Origin of the sequence: Candidatus Chryseobacterium colombiense (genome assembly GCA_029203185.1) — a bacterium.
Taxonomy (GTDB): domain Bacteria; phylum Bacteroidota; class Bacteroidia; order Flavobacteriales; family Weeksellaceae; genus Chryseobacterium; species Chryseobacterium colombiense.
Genome location: CP119310.1, coordinates 628,177 through 646,965 on the forward strand (window position 1 = coordinate 628,177; position 18,789 = coordinate 646,965).

An 18,789-nucleotide genomic window follows, 5' to 3' on the forward strand; every position below is an offset into this window, starting at 1 on the left:
CTTTCTTCTGAAATTCAATATTATGCATTTCCATAACTATGAATTTACTTCTCAAAAATAGATTTTATATTCGAATATTCTAGCATTAATCACTTTCGTTTTCTTACAATTTTTGCTATAAGCATGTCTTTACATTTGTATCAGAAAAGAAAAAATACCATGGAATATTTATACCAACAATATTTATCAGAAAGCGAAAAGATACGTACTGAAAAAGGAACGGTAATAATTCCTGACATTAGCGGTTATACAGAGTTTGTAAAAAGTATCTGTATAGAAGCCGGGCGTTATATCATCAAAGAACTGCTTTCTTCGATTTTGAACGCCAATAGAATCGGAATGGATATATCTGAAATCGAGGGAGATGCTATCCTGTTTTACAAATTCGGTAAAAAGCTTTCAAGAGAGGAAATTTTAAAACTGTATGAAACAATGCTGGAAAGCTTTAATAGGAAACTTGAAGATATAGAAGCTATCATGGGACATAAATTAAACTTATCATTAAAGTTAATAGCACATTACGGAACCTTTTCTGAATATACCATCGGAAGCTTTAAAAAACTATATGGTGAACCAATCATCAAGGCACATACACTTTTGAAAAACAATATAAAAAGCAATACTTATGTATTGATGACCAATGCTTTTGATTCAAAAACAAAGCCTGAAAAAGAGCAGGAATATTTTTACATTAATTATCAGTAACAAAACAATTTATAACAACAAACAACAAACAACAAACAACAAACAACAAACAACAAACAACAAACAAAAGAAAAATGGAACAGACAGTAAAAACAAATTTCGACAAATCGGCTTATAACCCAATAGTATTTAAAAGCTATAAGATTGTAAAGAAACTTATCAAATATAGTTTTTATACAGCCGTGATTTACTTTGCTTATGAAGGTTTTATGGCTTGGGATTGATTTCCTGAACTATAACCTGTCGATGCCATTGATAATTATTTATCAATGGCTTTTTATTATCAATATGATAAAAATTAGATATATTTGTTGTTCTTAAATTATATTTGAAAACGGGAATAGATGTAATTGACATTTTTATTTCTAAAACTTGGAAAAGATGAAAGGCTATAAGAGTTACCGAATTTCAGCTCCTTCAACATTTAAAGATGTTTTCTCCCACTTTTATTTTGCTGAAAATGGATCGGAAGAAGCTATAGAAAAAACACTTTTACCTTCCTACCAGACTATAATGATTTTCAGTTTTGGTATTCCTGCGTCGTTTATTTCTAAAAATCAGGAAAAGATTAAGGTTGAAAAATGCATTGTACTGGGTCCTATAAAACAGGCTTTTAACTATGTGCTTCCGGCGGGTGCAGAAATTCTGGTCTGCAATTTTAAAGATGATGCTTTTTTTAGGTTTTTTGGAAATGCAGATTTGGCAGAAGGCTTAGCGATACACCCTGATGAATTGTTGCATCAGGATTGTTTTACAGCCCTTTGGTCTGTCTTGAAAGAGATCGATACTAATGAGGGGCGGATTCAGTCGTTGCTGGATTTTTGTCAGCCCTATTTACGAAACCGTAACGAGATTGCTGAGCAGATTGCTTGTTTCGACCGGACTACTTTCAGCCCGATAAAGGAAATTTCCAAAAGGAACCAATTATCTGAAAGAGCGCTGCAAACGAACCATAAAAAACATTTTGGCTATAGTTCTAAAGAAATCTATCGGTATCAACGTTTTCTAAAGGCAATTCAGATTATCCAGACCATTTCCGGTCAGAATATCAAAGTAAACTGGTTTGATATCATCAATGAATGTGGTTATTACGATCAAAGCCAGCTTATTAAGGACTTTAAGCATTACATTCATCTAAGTCCTTCAAAATACCTGAAATTCCAGGAGTCCATATGTGATCCTAAAAACTAACCGGACACTCATTATTTTTTTTATAAATAGTATATGCTGATCAATAGTATAATTGGTTCGGCTTATTTATGTTGTTTTTACTGATATGTGCATTAAAAGGATACTTCGTTTTCTTACAATTTTAAATCCTTCGATACACCGAATTTTGAGGTATTAAAAAAAACAGTTTTATGAAACAAGCAAATCTTTTAATTACAGGATCAACAGGAAGTGTAGGTACACAACTCGTTAAAAAATTGGTGAATATGAATGTCTCTTTTAGAGCCCTTGTTAGAAACAACGATCAGGCAGATCTGATGGCGAATTTGCCACAGACTGAAACCGTGGTGGGTGATCTGTCAGACAGTGACAGTCTTGTTCAGGCGTTGCAGGGAATCGAAAAAGCATTTTTGCTGACAAACTCTTCAGAGTATGCTGAAGAACTTCAGCTCAATTTTGTCAATGCGGCATATAAAGCCGGGGTAAAACATATTGTGAAATTATCTCAGCTGGCTGCTGACAAAAACTCTCCGGTACGTTTCCTCAGATATCATGCCGCTGTTGAGAACCGAATCAGGGAGTTGGGAATGGATTATACTTTTTTACGTCCTAATTTGTTTATGCAGGGCCTTATAGCATTTGGACATTCCATTAAATACGAAGGAAAATTTTATGGCTCATTGGGAAATGCTTCCGTAAGTGCAGTTGATATCCGGGATATTGCAGGAGTGGCAGCAAAGGCACTAACAGAGAACGGACATGAAAACAAAATCTATAATATAACTGGAGAGGAATCTCTCACGCATTTTCAAATGGCAGAAATACTTTCCCGAATCTTGGAAACTAAGATTACCTATGTAGATTTAAATTCAGAACAGTTACGGGGCGCATTAACTGCTGCAGGATTTCCGGAATGGCAAACAGGAGGGCTGATCGAAGATTATGCTCATTATGGAAGAGGAGAGGCCTCTGAAGTTTTCAATACTGTTCATGATATAACAGGAAATCCTGCAATTGGCTTCGAACAATTTGTTCAGGATCATTTAAAATTTTTCAAATAATTTATTAAAGGTTAAAAAATGAAAATGTTAGTTTATAGTCTTATTTTAATAGTAGGCACACTTGCAGTAACTATTGCTCTGCTGGAAGTATTCAGCTCTTATACAGTATCAGAATCTATCAATAAAGAAGCACCGGTAAAAACTTATCAGGAAATTACAATAGATGCGCCTCCTCAGAAGGTATATCAAATTATGAGTGATATAGATCATTGGTCGGAATGGCATGGTGATGTTCAGGACCCTAAGCTGAATGGTCCATTTCGGAAAGGAAATTCCTTTGATTGGAAAAGTGGCGGTTTAACCATTCATTCCACCCTTCATACTGTATTGCCCGGACATAAGATCGGTTGGTCAGGTAAAGCTTTCGGGGCATTTGCTATACATAATTGGACTTTTACAGAACATAACGGGAAAACAATTGTGAGTGTTGAGGAAAGCATGGAAGGATGGTTGGTATCTCTATTAAAAGGGACATTTCAAAAAGGTTTGGAAAGCTCATTGCAAACCTGGTTAAAGAATCTTAAAATCCAATCAGAAAAAAAATAGATTCTAAAAACGATATGGTGTCTTCTTCATTATATTTTAATCCGGGAACATTCCTGTGTTTGCTCCCGGATTAAATATAGTGTTGTGTGATTCAGATCACATTTATTTTGTGATCCAAATGTTTGCTTTTTTGAATTATTTTTATTTTTTTTGTTTAAGTACTGTGTTTTGATATGGGTTTATTGGTTTTTTTGTGTTAAATTAAATGAATATCATTGTTGAAATTAGGGGTGTATTAAAAAAAATATAAAATAGAATGTGAATTCTGAAGGGGCTTTTATAATCATTCCTTCATTTCATCCCGTTAAAAAGCTGTACATGAAGAATTGTGATCAATTATCAGGATCGTATTTCATCAAATGCTAGGTAATTTCAAAGATTTCGTTTTCTTACGTTTTTTATGAAGCTCAGTATTATCAATATTGCTAATTACTAATGATTAAACATGATGAAGATCGTATCATTATACCATCCAAGCAGACTTTTATTTGTTGAATCACTGGATTATAATAATCCGTATGATTTTACGAAAATACATAAGCATGATTATTTTGAGATTCTTTTTATTCAAAAAGGAGGTGGGTCTCAATTAATAGATGATCAAAGATTTGCATTAGAAGACCTTTCTGTATTTATCATACAGCCCGGGCAGGTTCACTTGCTTAACAGAGGTCTTGCCGAAGGAAAGATTATTCAGTTCGGGAAAGATATATTTGCTCATATGTCTCCTTTAGAATTTCATCATCTTTTATTTAAACAGCCTAAAGTTCAGATTTCGGAAACCGATTTTTTCCATTTGTACTCTTTGATAGAACATATGGATAAAATAATTAAGCAGGAAGGAGCGTCCAGCCTGGCTATGTTCAAATCTTACAGCTATCTCCAAATTATTCTGATACACCTGATCGAAAAGCATAGCGTAACACAAACAAAAAACACTAAGCTCGCGGCCCGCTTCCTCGAGTTGCTGAGTCTGCACATAAAAGACAAAAGAAATGTTGTGGAATATGCCAATATGCTGTATGTAAGTGTTGATACATTAAACTATCATTGTAAACTGAATTTTGGAAAGACTCCGTTGAACCTGATTAATGAAGAAGTCGTTAAGGAAACAAAAAGGCTGATGTTGCTGGGAACGCATTCTATTGTTGAAATAGGTTATGAATTAAATTTTAACAGTCCGTCTAATTTCAGTTCTTTTATTAAGAAAAATACCGGAAAAACACCTAAACAGCTCAATATAGATATTAAAAGTATAATCTGAATAGTATTTCAGGGAATTGATAAATCCGTTCGGGAAATTTGAAACTTTTATAGAATAATTGGGCGTAGCTTTGTACTATCAGACTAAAGAAATATATGATTGGCCATTGATAAATCTATCCTTGTTAAAAGGACTGAAATGGATAGGATAACTGTTTACGGTAGCAGTCTTTTCATTTCTGTAACACAATAAAGATCTTTTTCAACCAATAGATTTTTATAGATTAAGTTAAACGCGAGACGGAGTTATCCGTCTTTTTTATTGAATTAAATTTAATATAAAAAGCTGTTTATTCGGAAAATCGATAAATCTGATCGGGAAATTTAAAATCATAATAAAAAAATGACCTGTAATTTAGCTTAGTAAATAAAATAATAATATAAAACAAGTCCAACGGAAAGTATAGATTAGGATCGGATTGTTGTTTTCATTTTCCACTTAATTCTAAATACTTTGCCGGGTATCAAGAAAATAAGAGTTTCACTTTATAACGGAACAGGCATGTTATATTCTGCTTTTAACGGATTTGATAAAAGGCAATATTTTTATTGGGGTGCCGAGAGTATATACCTTAAAGTTGTAAAGATGAAGTTTTTGTCTTTTTATTAGTCGAGGCGGGCTTGTCCCGTCTTTTTGTTTTTAGAATAAGCATCAGGAAAATAGAGTGGGATGCTCATCGGATGCCATAATTTTTTTATTGGAATTTTATAAATAGATAAATTTATCTTCTCAATTAATAACTCATGAATACTTTCCGGCAGCATATAGAAAAAATTACGCCTTTAAAAGATGAAGAATTTGACTATATTTTTTCAATGTTCTCTATTAAAAAGCTTCGTAAGCATCAATTTCTTGTGCAGGAAGATGATGAAGTGGCCAATGATTATTGGGTAATCAATGGGCTGCTTAAGGCGTATCATATTAATAAAGGTGGGAAAATGCATATCCTGCAGTTTGCAATGGAAGACTGGTGGATATCCGATTATCAGGCTTATAATAATAAAACATTGGCTACCATTTCGATAGATTGTATTGAAGATTCTGAGCTGCTTGTATTATCACGGGAAAATAAAGAAAAGCTTTGTAGGGAAATGCATACGGTTTCTGATTTCTTCAGGAAAAAATCAAATATGGGGTATGTGGCACTTCAGCAGCGTATTTTGATGCTATTGGAAAAAAATCCACAGGAAAGATACAATCGATTGCATCATCTGACTCCCCAACTTTTACAGAGACTGCCCAAAACTTTGATTGCATCATATTTGGGGATATCGAGGGAGGCCTTGAGTCGGCTAAAGCACCCTTAAAGGTTTGAGTTACCTTTTATTATAACAACAGAATACTAAGAAATCTTAGTATTCTGTCTTTTGTTATGATATTACTATGAGTGTTACTCCTTGATGATTTTTTTAGAAATTATACCATTATCAGTTTTTACCTCCACGATATAAATTCCTTTGAGGTAAGAGGAAACATTAATGGTTTCCTGTTCATTACTGATGACTCCGCTCTGAAGCTTCTTTCCGGACAGGTCATAAACTGTGAACGTTGACTTTCTCGGCGCTTTAAAGATATTAATGATGTCTTTGGTAAGTGTTGGAGTAATAATGATTTCATTAGTGGAGGCTACGATATCTTTAGTGCCCAATACTTCGTTAAACCCTGTTACAATAATGGAATAATTTTGTGGTGCGGAAGCTCCGGCATTATTTACCAATGTACCTTTGTTGGTGACCTCTATTCTATAATTTCTGCCTGCTACCGGGGCATCCAATACAACCTGTTCAACGTTATCAACAGTGTTATCTGCTTTGGTTGCAGGGGTCATTGGGCTATTGGCATTAAGTTTCCAGGGATAATAAATGGTGTTGTTCGTTGTATCGATTATTCTTACGTCAAGATCGTTAACAAGCCTTGATGTTCTATTATTAAAAACATCAGATACAGACTGGAAATTGATATTGTATTGAAGATCAATCCAGCTGATGGTTACCTTCAAAGGTTCTGATCCCGAAGCCTTAACTGTTGTAGAATTTTTTCCACCACTAGTTAATGTTTCATCTTTGAAGATGACCGTGTTGTTAGATTTTCCGACCAGGAGTTCAGCGCCTTTTTTGGCATTGATAAAGCCCCAGCCAAAATGAGGATCCGGACCGACATTGCCGGCTTCTGATGCAGAGTGAATGGTAAGTACTTTTGCTGACGAAGCATTTAACAATGCATTGTTGAACAATTGCTTGTGTATTTGAGTCCAGAGACCGATAATACCTGTTACAATAGGCCCGGAAAAAGAGGTTCCGCTGCCTGCCGTCCAGGTCGAATTTCCGGCACTGTTAACCGTTGCAGCGTACAAGACATTCGTACCTACTGTGGAAATATCCGGTTTGATTCCTCCATCATCTCTTGGCCCCGCACTGCTGTAGTTGGAATGAACAACATCAGTGGCTGCATTGTAACGGTTGTTATTGCCTGTTATGATATCGGTTGCTCCAACTACAATGATATTCTTTGCAAGGGAGCCGTTTCCAATACAATCATAACCTAGAGCACAATTATTTGGGGGTAATGTATCTGTGGTGCTAAAAGAAGCTGTTCCTGCTCCTGTTCTGTAGTATTTAGGAGCGGTAGAACCCGTTCCTCCAGGACCTGATCCATAAGAATTTCCTGCAGACTTTACAATGATATAAGAAGGATTATTATACACAATCATATCATAGTTACGATCATCGGTGTTGTAGGTTCCCTGATAATCATAGAATGTGTTGCCGGACTTAGAGCCGTTGTACAGAAAGTAATCCAGATTTCCGCTGGCATCATATTCTTCAATCCAGCCGGTATCAATTCCATAAGAATGATTGGAAATGTTGGGCTGGGCAATCAGTATTTTTTGGAATATGGTACTCGTTGAGCTGTTACCCGGTAGAGTGGTGGTATTAAACATATAGCTGTCTATTGTTGAATTGATGGCAACCCCTTTAGCATTTCCTACCGGGACATTATTACTTGATAAAGTCACATCTCTTCCGCCGATAAAACTGCTCACTCCGGTGGCATGGTCTGAAAAGCTTTCTGTAGAGGCTTCTTTATTGGTAATTCTTCCGGATGCATTATTGAAAGATACATGCGTAGAATATACTCGCCCTCCATCAAATATAGTATATTTGATATTTTCACCATTGAAAGCTCCTGCTAATCCAGCAATATTTCCGGCAGTATTCAATAGGTCGGAATTGGCGTTGAGAAGCTGTCGGGTATCATGGGATTTCAGAAAATAAGGAATTCCGAAATTAAATCCGGCCAAAGAGGCTCTTAGTTTTCCGATCTCTTTTTGCTTTTCAGGATCGATGTTTGTTCCGTATACTCTTGAAATATAGGCATCAAAATTTTCATTGTTCTCTTTGTTTTGTCTTGCAAATTCTTTATTTAAAGCCTCATTATTCTGTGCATTGATTAAAGTGACAGCTAATGCGCTTACTAAAAGTAAAGGTTTCTTCATAAAGTTAGTTTTTTAGAGGGTTAGTATAATTATTGAAGTCATTGTATTCAGTTTCTCATATAATAAAGTTCCATTTTAATCATAAGAACTATTTAATTTGAGGAAGGGGGATTTTTCAAATGGAGGTTTTATTTATTAAGGCTAAATTACAGGTCATTTTTTTTTTATAATTTCAAATTTCCCGATCAGATTTATTGATTTTCCGAATTGATCAATAATATTTTGTTTTTGTAATTAATAATTAATTGAATATTGTGTTTTATTGTTTATGCATATAAAAAGCCACCCAAATTGGATGGCTTTAATAAAATATATACTCATGGGATATGACTAATTCCAGTAGTCCTGTTCATAGTCATAATAAAAATCTTCAGGATGTCGACTGATCGGAATATCCTTTATAATACGGATTTGAGCTCTTCCTAGATCAATTCCGACTAAGAATGACGGCACTTCCGGTGAAAATCTCCATCTTCCGCGATCCTGAAAGACATAGCCTCTGCGGTAAGGATCATAAAAAGTATTATAATTCTTGAAGTATACGTGATGGCGTGAATCATATCTGTGGACTTCTGCCCATCTTGGAAAACCGTGTTTATGGCCTTCTTTATAATATTCTTTTCTCTCTTTATAAGCCTCTTTGTAATACTTATCTCTTTCTTTATCACGTTCCTTATAATATTTAGACCTTTCCTTATCGGCCTCTTTGCGGTCTTTCCAATACCTTTTATCGTCTTCATATCGCTGAGCGTTGAAGCTGCCTGTTGTTGTGATAAACAACCCGATTGACATGGCCATTACTAAACTTACATTTCTCATCTTTAGATATATTATTTCATCTACAAAACAATTTTAAGGCCAATTTATTGTTGTGATTTGTTGTTTTAAAAGAAATCAGAAAATCAGAAATCACTGAAAAGTTATTGGTGAAATAATAAGCACATTATAAAAATTTGTAGGTAACAAAATAATTCTAGGTACCAAAAAAATTAATAATTAATGGTTTAAAATTAATGGAGATTCATAATCATTAGGTCAATGGTCATAAAGAAGATCCTATTTATAAAATTAAAAAGGATAACATTTACTAAGAAAATATGGTTGTAATATCTACAGTATCAGTTTTCTTCTGTTGCTATTTAAACTAGATTTTAATGAAAATATTACGGCTGTGGAGTATATTTCCTATACCGATCTTATAAGACTAAATATAAGTAAGTGGAAAGAGTATAAATGTCAGGAAGTACTGTGCAGGAGCTTTGAAAAATCGGTGTATTATGGTGAGAAATATAATTAAGTTCATATACTTTTTATGTAAATATTTATGAATAGATCATAAAACTACGTTATTCCGTAGTGGGATTTATGGATTTTCTTTAATAATATATTGAAAAACAGATGCTTTGTTATTTTGGGTTGTTTTTTGGTATTATGCTCATAAGTTTAATTATTAATTCAAATAAAATTTACAACAATGAGCAAATTAACATTAAAGGACGGAACAGAGATTTTTTACAAAGACCAAGGCGAAGGACCGGTACTGATGTTTCACCACGGATGGCCTTTATCTTCAGATGATTGGGATGCGCAGGTAATTTTCTTTTTAAAGAAAGGTTACAGAGTTGTTACGCATGACAGAAGAGGCCACGGAAGATCCAGCCAGAATATTTATAACCATACGATTGAGCAATATGCTTCTGATGCTGCAGAGCTGGTTGAATTCTTAGACCTGAAAGATGTAATTCACATTGGTCACTCTACAGGCGGCGGAGAAGTGATCCGTTATGTAAACAAATATGCCAATGGAAGAGCTAAGAAAGCGGTTTTGATCAGTGCAGTTCCGCCAATCATGGTACAAAGTGAAAGCAATCCTGATGGAGTTCCTATTGAAGTTTTCGACAACATCAGAGATCAGACGATGAACAACAGAAATCAATTTTATTTTGATCTTACTTTTCCTTTCTACGGGTACAACAGAGAAGGAGCAAATGTAAAAGACGGAGTTCAGAGAAACTGGTGGAGACAGGGATTGATGGGAGGAATTGTAGCTCATTATGACGGAATCAAAGCTTTTTCTGAAACAGATTTCAGGGAAGATCTTAAAGCGGTGGATATTCCAGTTTTGGTGATGCATGGTGAAGATGACCAGATTGTTCCTATTGCCAATGCAGCATTAAAATCAATTCAATTATTAAAGAACGGAAAACTGATCACGTATCCCGGTTTCCCTCACGGAATGCCGACTACAGAGCATGAAACCATCAATAAAGATCTGTTGGAATTCATCACTGAATAATCATCATTTAATTTAAATTCAAAGAAACTATGGAAAATTCAAACATAGAATCAGTATTTAATCCTGAAGATTTTTCAGTTGTTCCTGCTCGTACATTCGATCAACTGAAAGTAGGAGAAGTTTTCAGAGCGCCAAGCAGGACTCTTACTGATGCACATGCCTCAGCTTTTCAAACGGTCTCCTGTGATAATCACCCGATTCATTATGATGCGGAATACGCAAAAAGATATGGTCATGATGCTCCTGTAGTTCATGGTTTGCAGGTATTGGCTTTTACCGCGCCGGGAGCAACACTTTTGCCTCATTACTTTGGAAATGTTTTCATTGCTTTTTTAGAATTGTCATGTAGTTTTTTGAAAGAGGTTCATTCAGGAGATACGCTGTATTCTTCATTAACGATTACCGATTTAACGCCGCAGGAAGATAAAGGTATTGTTACTACAAAAGTGACGGTTTATAATCAAAAATCTGAACTCGTTTTGGAAGGTCAGCATAAATATTTACTTAAAAGATAAATTCTTTTTTGAATCTGCTGTCTTATTTAAATGGAAGACTTTTAAAGACGGCAGCGGATTCAACACTGACAATTTTCAATGAATCTGTTAAAAATCAACCATTAAATATCATCATTATGAAAATAAAATCAATTTTCGGTGCCGTTTTATTATCAACGGTATTCTTTACCGGCATTAATGCTCAAAATACAGCGAAATCTACAAAAGCCAGAGCAGAATATATCGAAGTTGAACCTAATGTAAGGCTTCATGTGACAGACCTTGGAGAGGGTAAGCCCGTTGTTTTAATTCACGGTTACCCGGTAAGTGATGTTTCCTGGGAGTATCAGTATCTTCCTTTAATTAAAGCAGGTTACCGTGTTATAGGAATCACTTTAAGAGGATTCGGACAGTCGGATAAACCTTATGGAAAGTACGATTATGATCAGTTTGCTTCCGATATCAAAACTGTTTTGGACAAACTGGATATTAAAGATGCTACGTTGGGAGGACATTCTATGGGCGGAGCGATTGCTTTGCATTACGTGGCAAAATACAACAGTGCTCATGTTAGCAAGTTAGCATTGTTCGCTGCTGCAGCCCCTGTTCATACCAAAAAGCCAGATTATCCCTATCCGTTATTTACAAAAGAAGACATTACCAAATGGGCAGACCTTGTAAGCGTTGACAGACCGGGATTACTGAACACGATCGGCGAAAGATTCGTTTTATCCGCAACTTCTGTTTCACCGGGCGTAGGAGCTTGGCTAGGAGGAATCGAAATGCAGTCATCTGCTTATGCAATGGAACAGGCTTTAATTGCTTTGAGGGACGAAGATCTTCGTAGCGATTTGCCTAAGATCAAAATTCCTACCTTGATTATGCAGGCTAAACAGGACAGAATTGTGGCTTATGCTTTGGCAGAGCAGATGAATAAAGCCATTAAAGGCTCAAAATTAATTCCTTTTGAAAACAGCGGACATGCACTGTTCCTTGAAGAAAAAGACAAATTCAATGAAGAACTATTGAAATTTCTTAAGCAATAAATATAAAATGGAAAATAATATCTAAATAAACTTTTATGAAACCATCAACCAAACTACTTTCTCCTGAAAACCATGCATTGGTATTAATTGATTTTGAAGGTCAAATGGCATTTGCTACCAAAAGTATTTCTATGAACGAACTTCGCAACAATGTAGCAGTTCTTTGCGGAGCATCAAAAATATTCAATATTCCTACTATTGTAACGACTGTTGCAGAAGAAAGCTTTTCGGGGCCGGTTTTCCCGGAAATCGAGGAAGCATACCCTATGGCAACTTCAGGTTACATCGACAGAACAACCATGAATACTTGGGAAGATGAAGCAGCCTATAAAGCGATCGTGGGAACGCAGAAACAAAAGCTGGTTTTCGCAGGATTGTGGACAGGTGTTTGTATCGTGGGTCCTGCATTATCTGCACTGGAGGAAGGTTATGATGTGTATGTAATTACCGATGCTTGCGGTGATGTAAGCGATGAGGCGCACGAAAGAGCAGTACAGAGAATGATCCATTCAGGAGTAAAACCGATGACATCCATTCAGTATATTCTGGAACTTCAGAGAGACTGGGCGCGTCAGGAAACCTATGTTCCGGTAACAAATCTAATGAAGAAATACGGAAGTTCTTACGGATTAGGAATTCACTACGCTCATAACATGATCAAACATTAATATAAAATCATTCATTCAGTGTTGAGATCTGCACATTTCATAGTATTCCTCAAAATGTTAATCCTGCTTATATTTTGTTTTTCAGAAAACTTTTCGGCACAAAGTTTCAAGCTTCTGCGTTACGATGAAAATTATGAATATTTAAAAGATTCGTCAGAAACGTTTTATAACAGGATTAAATTTCTTCCGCTTAACAATAAAAAAGATATTTATCTTTCGTTTGGAGGGGAGGCAAGATATGAATATGTAGATTTCAACAACGAAGATTGGGGAAGACTGAATATAGGACACAACAACTTTTTGCTGCAGCGGTACGATCTTCATGCAGATTTTCATATCGGGAAAAACATCAGGATATTTTCACAGCTGAGAAGTGCTTTGCAGAATGGAAGGAAGAATGGTTCCAGAGGTATCGACGAGGATCAGCTGAATGTTCAGAATTTATTTCTTGATGCTGATGTGATTCACAGAACAGACCAGAAACTTACAATAAGAGTAGGGCGGCAGGAACTGGATTACGGTTCGGGAAGATTAATTTCTGTGCGCGAAGGTCCGAATGTACGACTTTCTTTTACCGGAGCCAAAGCAATGTTCTCTCATAAGAATGTTTCTGTGGATGTATTTGCTATGATGGCAGATAGTATCAACACAGGAGTTTTTGATAATAAAATCTCAAAGCAGCTTAATCTTTGGGGAGCTTATTCCAAAATAATTATTCCTAAAGCCGGAAATCTCGATCTTTATTACCTTGGAATCCGTAGGGACGAATCTGTTTTTGAAGTGGGAACTGCCAAAGAAAAGCGTCATACAATCGGCGGAAGACTCTGGAAATACGGTGGTGGATTTATTTACAATCTGGAAGCAGCTTATCAGTTCGGTACTTTCGGAAACGAAAATATCAGCGCATGGACGGGCTCTGCCGATGTCGGATATCTGTTTGAAAATATAAAATTCAGGCCGAGCATCAACTTGCGAAACGATTATATTTCAGGAGATAAGTCTAAAGGAGATAATAAGATGAACACATTTAATCCTTTGTATCCGAAAGGCGGTTATTTTGGCTTCAGTCCGCAGGTTGGACCTGTCAATTTAATAGACATTCATCCCTATGCGACTTTAGATTTAACTTCAAAACTGAAAATGCAGGCAGATGTTGTTTTTAATTGGCGTTATTCCCTTAATGACGGGGTTTATCGTCCAAGTGGAATGCTGAACCGCCCCGGAAGCAGCTCAGGCAAAAGATATATCGGAACAGCTTATTTAACCAATTTCACATACAGTTTTAATAGATATTTCTCTTTGGTGAGCGGGATTCAGTATTTTCATAAAGGTGCTTTTATCGAGGATATTATTCCGGATGCGAAAAATGGTATTTTTTACAATATTCGGTTAGGATTCAAATATTAAATATAAAAAATTGTCACACTTAAAACTCTTAAACGCTCTTACTTTAAAAACTTATGAAGGAGCTTAATCCCGCTTTCCGCACTCGCTATTTTCTTTGTTTTCGGCTCGGCGGCGAAGCCGCCGAGCCGAAAACAAAGAAAATGAGCTCAAACAAATGCTGCAATCGGGGCTAGGGTGGTAGTCTTCCATTTAAAAACAGAAAATAACCACAAAGCTTGTCGTCCCATTTGAATCTCAGCTCGAATCTTTCCACAAGAAATTTAGTAAAAATGGAAAATAAAACAAATTATTTCATAGCAGGTAACATCCTTGCGCTTAAAAAAAATGTAATATTAAAAAATAACCCGGAATCTTTGCGATTTTCTAACTTTAAATAAAAATTATTTTAATTATGCAAAAATCAATTTCAAAATACATCAGCTGGTCTAAAACAATGTTCATTGCATTGATTTTAGTGACTTCAGCAACAGGTTTCGTTTCCGCGCAAACCACGGAAACGAAAACAGCCATCGGAACATCTAAAATTTGGGGAACAGTTGACGGAGTTTCTGTTGTGGGGCTTGTTCAAGGGCCCTCAGCTGCCGCAGCAGATCTTCAGATCGCATGTGTATTCGAATATACGGAAGGCGATATTTTCAATCCTCCGGCACTTCCAAAAGAGCTGAACGGAATGGTACATCTGGATGAAGCCCTGCACGGAATCATCACCGATGTCAGAAAAAGCGGAAAATTCAAAGGACATGCTTTGGAAACATTATTAATTGCTCCTCCAAAAGGAAGTTTATCTTCAAAAAAATTGCTGCTGATCGGATTGGGAAACCGAAATTCCTTCGATGCGGAATTGATGAAAGAAGTGGGAAGTGTAGCGATGAGAGAAGCTCTAAAACTGCAGGTAAAAACGGTCTCTTTTGCAAGCGACATCAAAGATGCGGGAATAGATTCTCCCACGGCTTTGGTAGCAGAGAATGTAGTCTTGGGAGCATTTGACGCATATCGTGCTCAATCGTATTTGAACGAAAAACATTTATCTGAGAAAATGAAGCTGGAAAAATTGATTTTACTGGCAGGACCCTCATTTTTTACCACAGCAGGCGGAGGAATTAAAGATGCGATCTCAAAACTGAATACCAAATAACAATGAAAGCAGATCTTATTCTACATAACGGGAAAATCCACAGTTTTAACAAAGAAACACCGGAAATTTCTGCAGTAGCAATGAAAGACGGTAAAATAATTGCGGTCGGGAATGAAGGTTTAATAGAACAATTTTCAGATGAATCAACAAAAGTTATTGATTTAAAAAAGAAAAGAGTTGTTCCCGGAATTAACGACTCTCACATCCATTTAATTCGTGGCGGTTTAAATTACAATCTTGAATTACGCTGGGATGGTGTTCCTTCCTTGGCCGATGCCTTGAGAATGCTGAAAGATCAGGTTGATAGAACACCTTCTCCGCAATGGGTTCGTGTTGTTGGCGGATGGTCAGAGTTTCAGTTTGCGGAAAGAAGAATGCCAACTTTGGAAGAGATTAATGCTATTGCGCCCGAAACTCCTGTTTTCATTCTGCATTTGTACGACAGGGCATTGATGAACAGGGCTGCTTTAAAAGCAGTTGGATTTAATAAAAATACACCTGCTCCGGCTGGCGGACATATCGAAAGAGATGCAAACGGCGAGCCTACAGGAATGATCATTGCCACGCCCAATGCCATGATATTGTATTCAACATTAGCACAGGGACCGAAACTTTCTTACGAACATCAGCTGAATTCCACGAGACATTTTATGACAGAGCTGAACCGTTTCGGAATTACAAGTGTCATAGATGCGGGAGGTGGTTTCCAGAATTTCCCCGATGATTATAAAGTGGTGAATGAACTTAATGAAAAAAAACAGCTGACAGTAAGAATTGCCTATAACTTATTTACTCAGAAACCAAAACATGAATTCGAGGATTTCAGCGATTGGATCGATACCGTAAAATTATATCAGGGCGATGATATGTACCGTCACAACGGAGCAGGAGAGATGTTGGTATTTTCGGCGGCAGATTTTGAAGATTTTCTTCAGCCAAGACCCGATTTACCTGAAAATATGGAAGCTGATCTTGAAAAAGTGGTTCGTTTGTTGGTCGAAAACCGTTGGCCTTTCAGGCTTCATGCGACTTATAATGAAAGTATTACCCGGTTTTTAAATGTATTTGAAAAAGTAAACCGAGATATTCCTTTCAATGGATTGCCGTGGATTTTTGATCACGCTGAAACGATTGACGAAAAAAATATCGAAAGGGTAAAAATGCTCGGTGGAGGAATTGCGGTTCAGAGCAGAATGGCTTATCAGGGAGAATATTTTACGGATCGTTATGGTTCTGCAGCAGCAGAAAGCACGCCGCCTGTCAAAAAAATGCTCGATATGGAAGTTCCTGTCGGCGGTGGCTCGGATGCGACGAGAGTGAGCAGCTATAATCCCTGGGTTTCGATGTATTGGTTAACGGTTGGAAAAACGGTTGGCGGACTTGAATTGTATCACGAACCGAGATTAGACAGAGCAACAGCTTTGGAATTATACACAAAGGGAAGCGCATGGTTTTCTCAGGAACAGCAGAAAAAAGGCGATATTCAGGTAGGTATGTTTGCTGATCTTGCTGTTCTAAATAAAGATTATTTCACTGTTGAAGACGAGGAAATCAAAAATATTGAAGCGGAAATGACCGTCGTGGACGGGAAAATTGTTTATGCAAAAGGAGAATTTTCAACCTTTGCGCCACCTTCCATTCCTGTACTTCCGGACTGGTCGCCTGCGAATTTATACAACGGCTATTATCCTGAAGGAGGACACATCCGGAAAGAGATCGAAAAGAATGCAAAATCACAATTAAAAGCGCCTCTCACATCACAGATTCATAGTTGTGCGGGAAGTTGTGACGTTCATAATCACAACCACGATCATGCAAGAATGAGCAATCTTCCGGTAAATAATTACCATGCATTCTGGGGAGCTTTGGGATGTTCCTGTTTTGCTTTTTAAACTAAAAAATTATGGAAATTTTAAAACAGATCCTTACATCAGATCTAGGTTCATCGTTCAATGATATTGCCGTTCTGGCTTTTAGAGTTTTTTTAGGAATTGAATTATTCATGGTGCATGGCTTAAAGAAATTCAGGCTGGAAAACGGAAAAAAGGAAGTGATCCCTAATCCGCTTGGTCTTCCTGATAAAATGAATGCTTTAGTCGCTTCCTTCGCCGATTTGGTCGTTCCTTTTTTAATTATTTTGGGATTGGGAACGAGACTGGCCGTGTTGCCAACGATTGGAGTGACAGCGATCGGATATTTTGTGGTTCACAGAAAAGATTCTCTGGAAGTTCGCGATGTTCCGTTTATGTACACTTTATCATTATTACTTATTCTTGCATTGGGCGCAGGAAAATATTCACTCGATTATTATTTATTAAATCTTTTATAAAATGAAAACATCAATTGGAATTAAAAACGAAAATTTAGCAAAAGTTGCTGAAGTATTAATTAAAACGTTGGCAGACGAATTTGTATTGTACACCAAAACCAGAAAAGCACACTGGAACGTGGAAGGTGCGGATTTTTACAACAAGCATCTGTTTTTCGAAGCACAATATCAGCAATTAGACGGGATTATCGATGATTTGGCAGAAAGAATCAGAACGTTGGGACATTATGCTCCGGCAACTTTAAGGGAATATCTTGAACTTACCCATCTTTCCGAATCTCCTCTACAATCTAATGACAGCCTGACGTATATAAAAGAGCTTCTTTCAGACCATGACAGTATCATTATCCATCTTCGTGAAAGCATCGAAAATTTTGAAGTTGAATTTAAAGATGCAGGAACCAGCGATTATATTACAGGATTAATGGAAACCCATGAAAAAATGGCATGGATGCTTCGTTCACATTTAAAATAAAAACATGGAATTAAAACATAGTATTGGCTTCGTTACTTTATTGCTGGCAATGATTGCAGGGTATTGTGACACAGTAACTTTTGTGGCGGCGGAATCTATTTTCTCCGCCCATGTTACAGGAAACTTTATCGTTTTTGCTTATCAGTTTGTAAAAGGTTCGGATATTAATGCATGGGTAAAGCTTTTAACTTTTCCTGTGTTTATCCTGGCGGTCATTACAGGCGGACGAATTGCCGGAAAAGCACTAAACCATTATACAATTTTATTTTTGGAAGGGCTGTTACTTGTTTTGGCCGGAATTTTAGTGGCTGTTTTGGATTATAACGGTATATTTTCCCAGACAATGGTGTATTTTGTTACGATGATGACGGTTTTTGCAATGGGGCTTCAGAATGCTTTCGGAAAGCTGTATGCTAAAGAAACGCATGGTCCTACCACGATGATGACGGGAAACGTTACTCAGGCTTCGCTGGATTTCGGAACTCTTTTGAAGAATGGTTTTCATCATCCGGAAGCATGGACGAGCATGAAAAAACAATTAATTACCATTCTCGGGTTTCTGGTGGGATGCTTTTTAGGTGCTTATGCGGGGAAACAATTCGGCTTAACGACGCTTGTTCTTCCCGGATTTGCCATGATTATTTGTTATCTTTATCATCGTAAAAATAACGATTAAATCTTACGGATTGGTTGCATA

At 36.6% G+C, this 18,789-nt stretch carries 19 protein-coding genes; 17 read left to right on the top strand and 2 right to left on the bottom strand.

Translation table 11 applies throughout. The features are described from left to right. The first annotated feature begins 159 nt into the window (after nt 1-159). From P0Y62_02600 to P0Y62_02630, 7 genes are all read left to right on the top strand, one after another. Nucleotides 160-705: a DUF2652 domain-containing protein gene (locus P0Y62_02600; protein ID WEK70445.1), complete on the top strand. Its 546-nt coding sequence runs from the start codon at nt 160-162 to the stop codon at nt 703-705. 74 nt (nt 706-779) lie between these two features. Continuing rightward, nucleotides 780-929, top strand: coding sequence for a hypothetical protein (locus P0Y62_02605; GenBank protein ID WEK70446.1), 150 nt, complete (start codon nt 780-782; stop codon nt 927-929). Nucleotides 930-1,086: 157 nt separating this feature from the next. Continuing rightward, nucleotides 1,087-1,896, top strand: coding sequence for a helix-turn-helix domain-containing protein (locus P0Y62_02610; GenBank protein WEK70447.1), 810 nt, complete (start codon nt 1,087-1,089; stop codon nt 1,894-1,896). Nucleotides 1,897-2,066: 170 nt separating this feature from the next. After that, nucleotides 2,067-2,936, top strand: coding sequence for an SDR family oxidoreductase (locus P0Y62_02615; GenBank protein WEK70448.1), 870 nt, complete (start codon nt 2,067-2,069; stop codon nt 2,934-2,936). A gap of 18 nt (nt 2,937-2,954) precedes the next feature. Beyond that, entirely contained in the window at nt 2,955-3,482 is a 528-nt protein-coding gene (locus P0Y62_02620) for an SRPBCC family protein (GenBank protein ID WEK70449.1), read from the top strand. Nucleotides 3,483-3,927: 445 nt separating this feature from the next. After that, nucleotides 3,928-4,746 (top strand): helix-turn-helix transcriptional regulator, encoded by an 819-nt coding sequence (locus tag P0Y62_02625; protein ID WEK70450.1) that lies wholly within the window; start codon nt 3,928-3,930, stop codon nt 4,744-4,746. A 743-nt stretch (nt 4,747-5,489) separates the two neighbouring features. Next, nucleotides 5,490-6,053: a Crp/Fnr family transcriptional regulator gene (locus P0Y62_02630; protein WEK70451.1), complete on the top strand. Its 564-nt coding sequence runs from the start codon at nt 5,490-5,492 to the stop codon at nt 6,051-6,053. 83 nt (nt 6,054-6,136) lie between these two features. On the opposite strand, the gene P0Y62_02635 is transcribed toward P0Y62_02630, so the two are convergent. Together P0Y62_02635 and P0Y62_02640 are read right to left on the bottom strand one after the other, a co-directional pair. Further along, the gene (locus P0Y62_02635; protein ID WEK70452.1) at nt 6,137-8,242 is read right to left on the bottom strand and encodes a S8 family peptidase; all 2,106 of its coding nucleotides are present in this window, start codon (nt 8,240-8,242) and stop codon (nt 6,137-6,139) included. A gap of 330 nt (nt 8,243-8,572) precedes the next feature. Next, the gene (locus tag P0Y62_02640; GenBank protein WEK70453.1) at nt 8,573-9,061 is read right to left on the bottom strand and encodes a hypothetical protein; all 489 of its coding nucleotides are present in this window, start codon (nt 9,059-9,061) and stop codon (nt 8,573-8,575) included. 655 nt (nt 9,062-9,716) lie between these two features. Between P0Y62_02640 and P0Y62_02645 the strand changes: the two genes are divergently transcribed. From P0Y62_02645 to P0Y62_02690, 10 genes are all read left to right on the top strand, one after another. Then, on the top strand, nt 9,717-10,538 hold the full coding sequence (locus P0Y62_02645) for an alpha/beta hydrolase (GenBank protein ID WEK70454.1): 822 nt from the start codon (nt 9,717-9,719) through the stop codon (nt 10,536-10,538). Between the two features lie 29 nt (nt 10,539-10,567). Then, complete coding sequence (locus P0Y62_02650) at nt 10,568-11,053, top strand: MaoC family dehydratase (protein ID WEK70455.1); 486 nt, start codon at nt 10,568-10,570, stop codon at nt 11,051-11,053. 116 nt (nt 11,054-11,169) lie between these two features. Next, nucleotides 11,170-12,078, top strand: a complete 909-nt coding sequence (locus P0Y62_02655; GenBank protein ID WEK70456.1) for an alpha/beta hydrolase — start codon at nt 11,170-11,172, stop codon at nt 12,076-12,078. A 35-nt stretch (nt 12,079-12,113) separates the two neighbouring features. Continuing rightward, complete coding sequence (locus tag P0Y62_02660) at nt 12,114-12,746, top strand: hydrolase (protein WEK70457.1); 633 nt, start codon at nt 12,114-12,116, stop codon at nt 12,744-12,746. Between the two features lie 54 nt (nt 12,747-12,800). Further along, nucleotides 12,801-14,153: an alginate export family protein gene (locus P0Y62_02665; GenBank protein WEK70458.1), complete on the top strand. Its 1,353-nt coding sequence runs from the start codon at nt 12,801-12,803 to the stop codon at nt 14,151-14,153. A 391-nt stretch (nt 14,154-14,544) separates the two neighbouring features. Further along, on the top strand, nt 14,545-15,288 hold the full coding sequence (locus P0Y62_02670) for a M17 family peptidase N-terminal domain-containing protein (GenBank protein WEK70459.1): 744 nt from the start codon (nt 14,545-14,547) through the stop codon (nt 15,286-15,288). A 2-nt stretch (nt 15,289-15,290) separates the two neighbouring features. Continuing rightward, on the top strand, nt 15,291-17,180 hold the full coding sequence (locus P0Y62_02675) for an amidohydrolase (protein WEK70460.1): 1,890 nt from the start codon (nt 15,291-15,293) through the stop codon (nt 17,178-17,180). Between the two features lie 11 nt (nt 17,181-17,191). Then, the gene (locus tag P0Y62_02680; GenBank protein ID WEK70461.1) at nt 17,192-17,617 is read left to right on the top strand and encodes a DoxX family protein; all 426 of its coding nucleotides are present in this window, start codon (nt 17,192-17,194) and stop codon (nt 17,615-17,617) included. A gap of 1 nt (nt 17,618) precedes the next feature. After that, nucleotides 17,619-18,092, top strand: a complete 474-nt coding sequence (locus P0Y62_02685) for a DNA starvation/stationary phase protection protein (GenBank protein WEK70462.1) — start codon at nt 17,619-17,621, stop codon at nt 18,090-18,092. Between the two features lie 4 nt (nt 18,093-18,096). Continuing rightward, a complete protein-coding gene (locus tag P0Y62_02690; protein WEK70463.1) occupies nt 18,097-18,768 on the top strand; it encodes a YoaK family protein in 672 nt (223 codons plus the stop codon). Nucleotides 18,769-18,789: the final 21 nt, after the last annotated feature.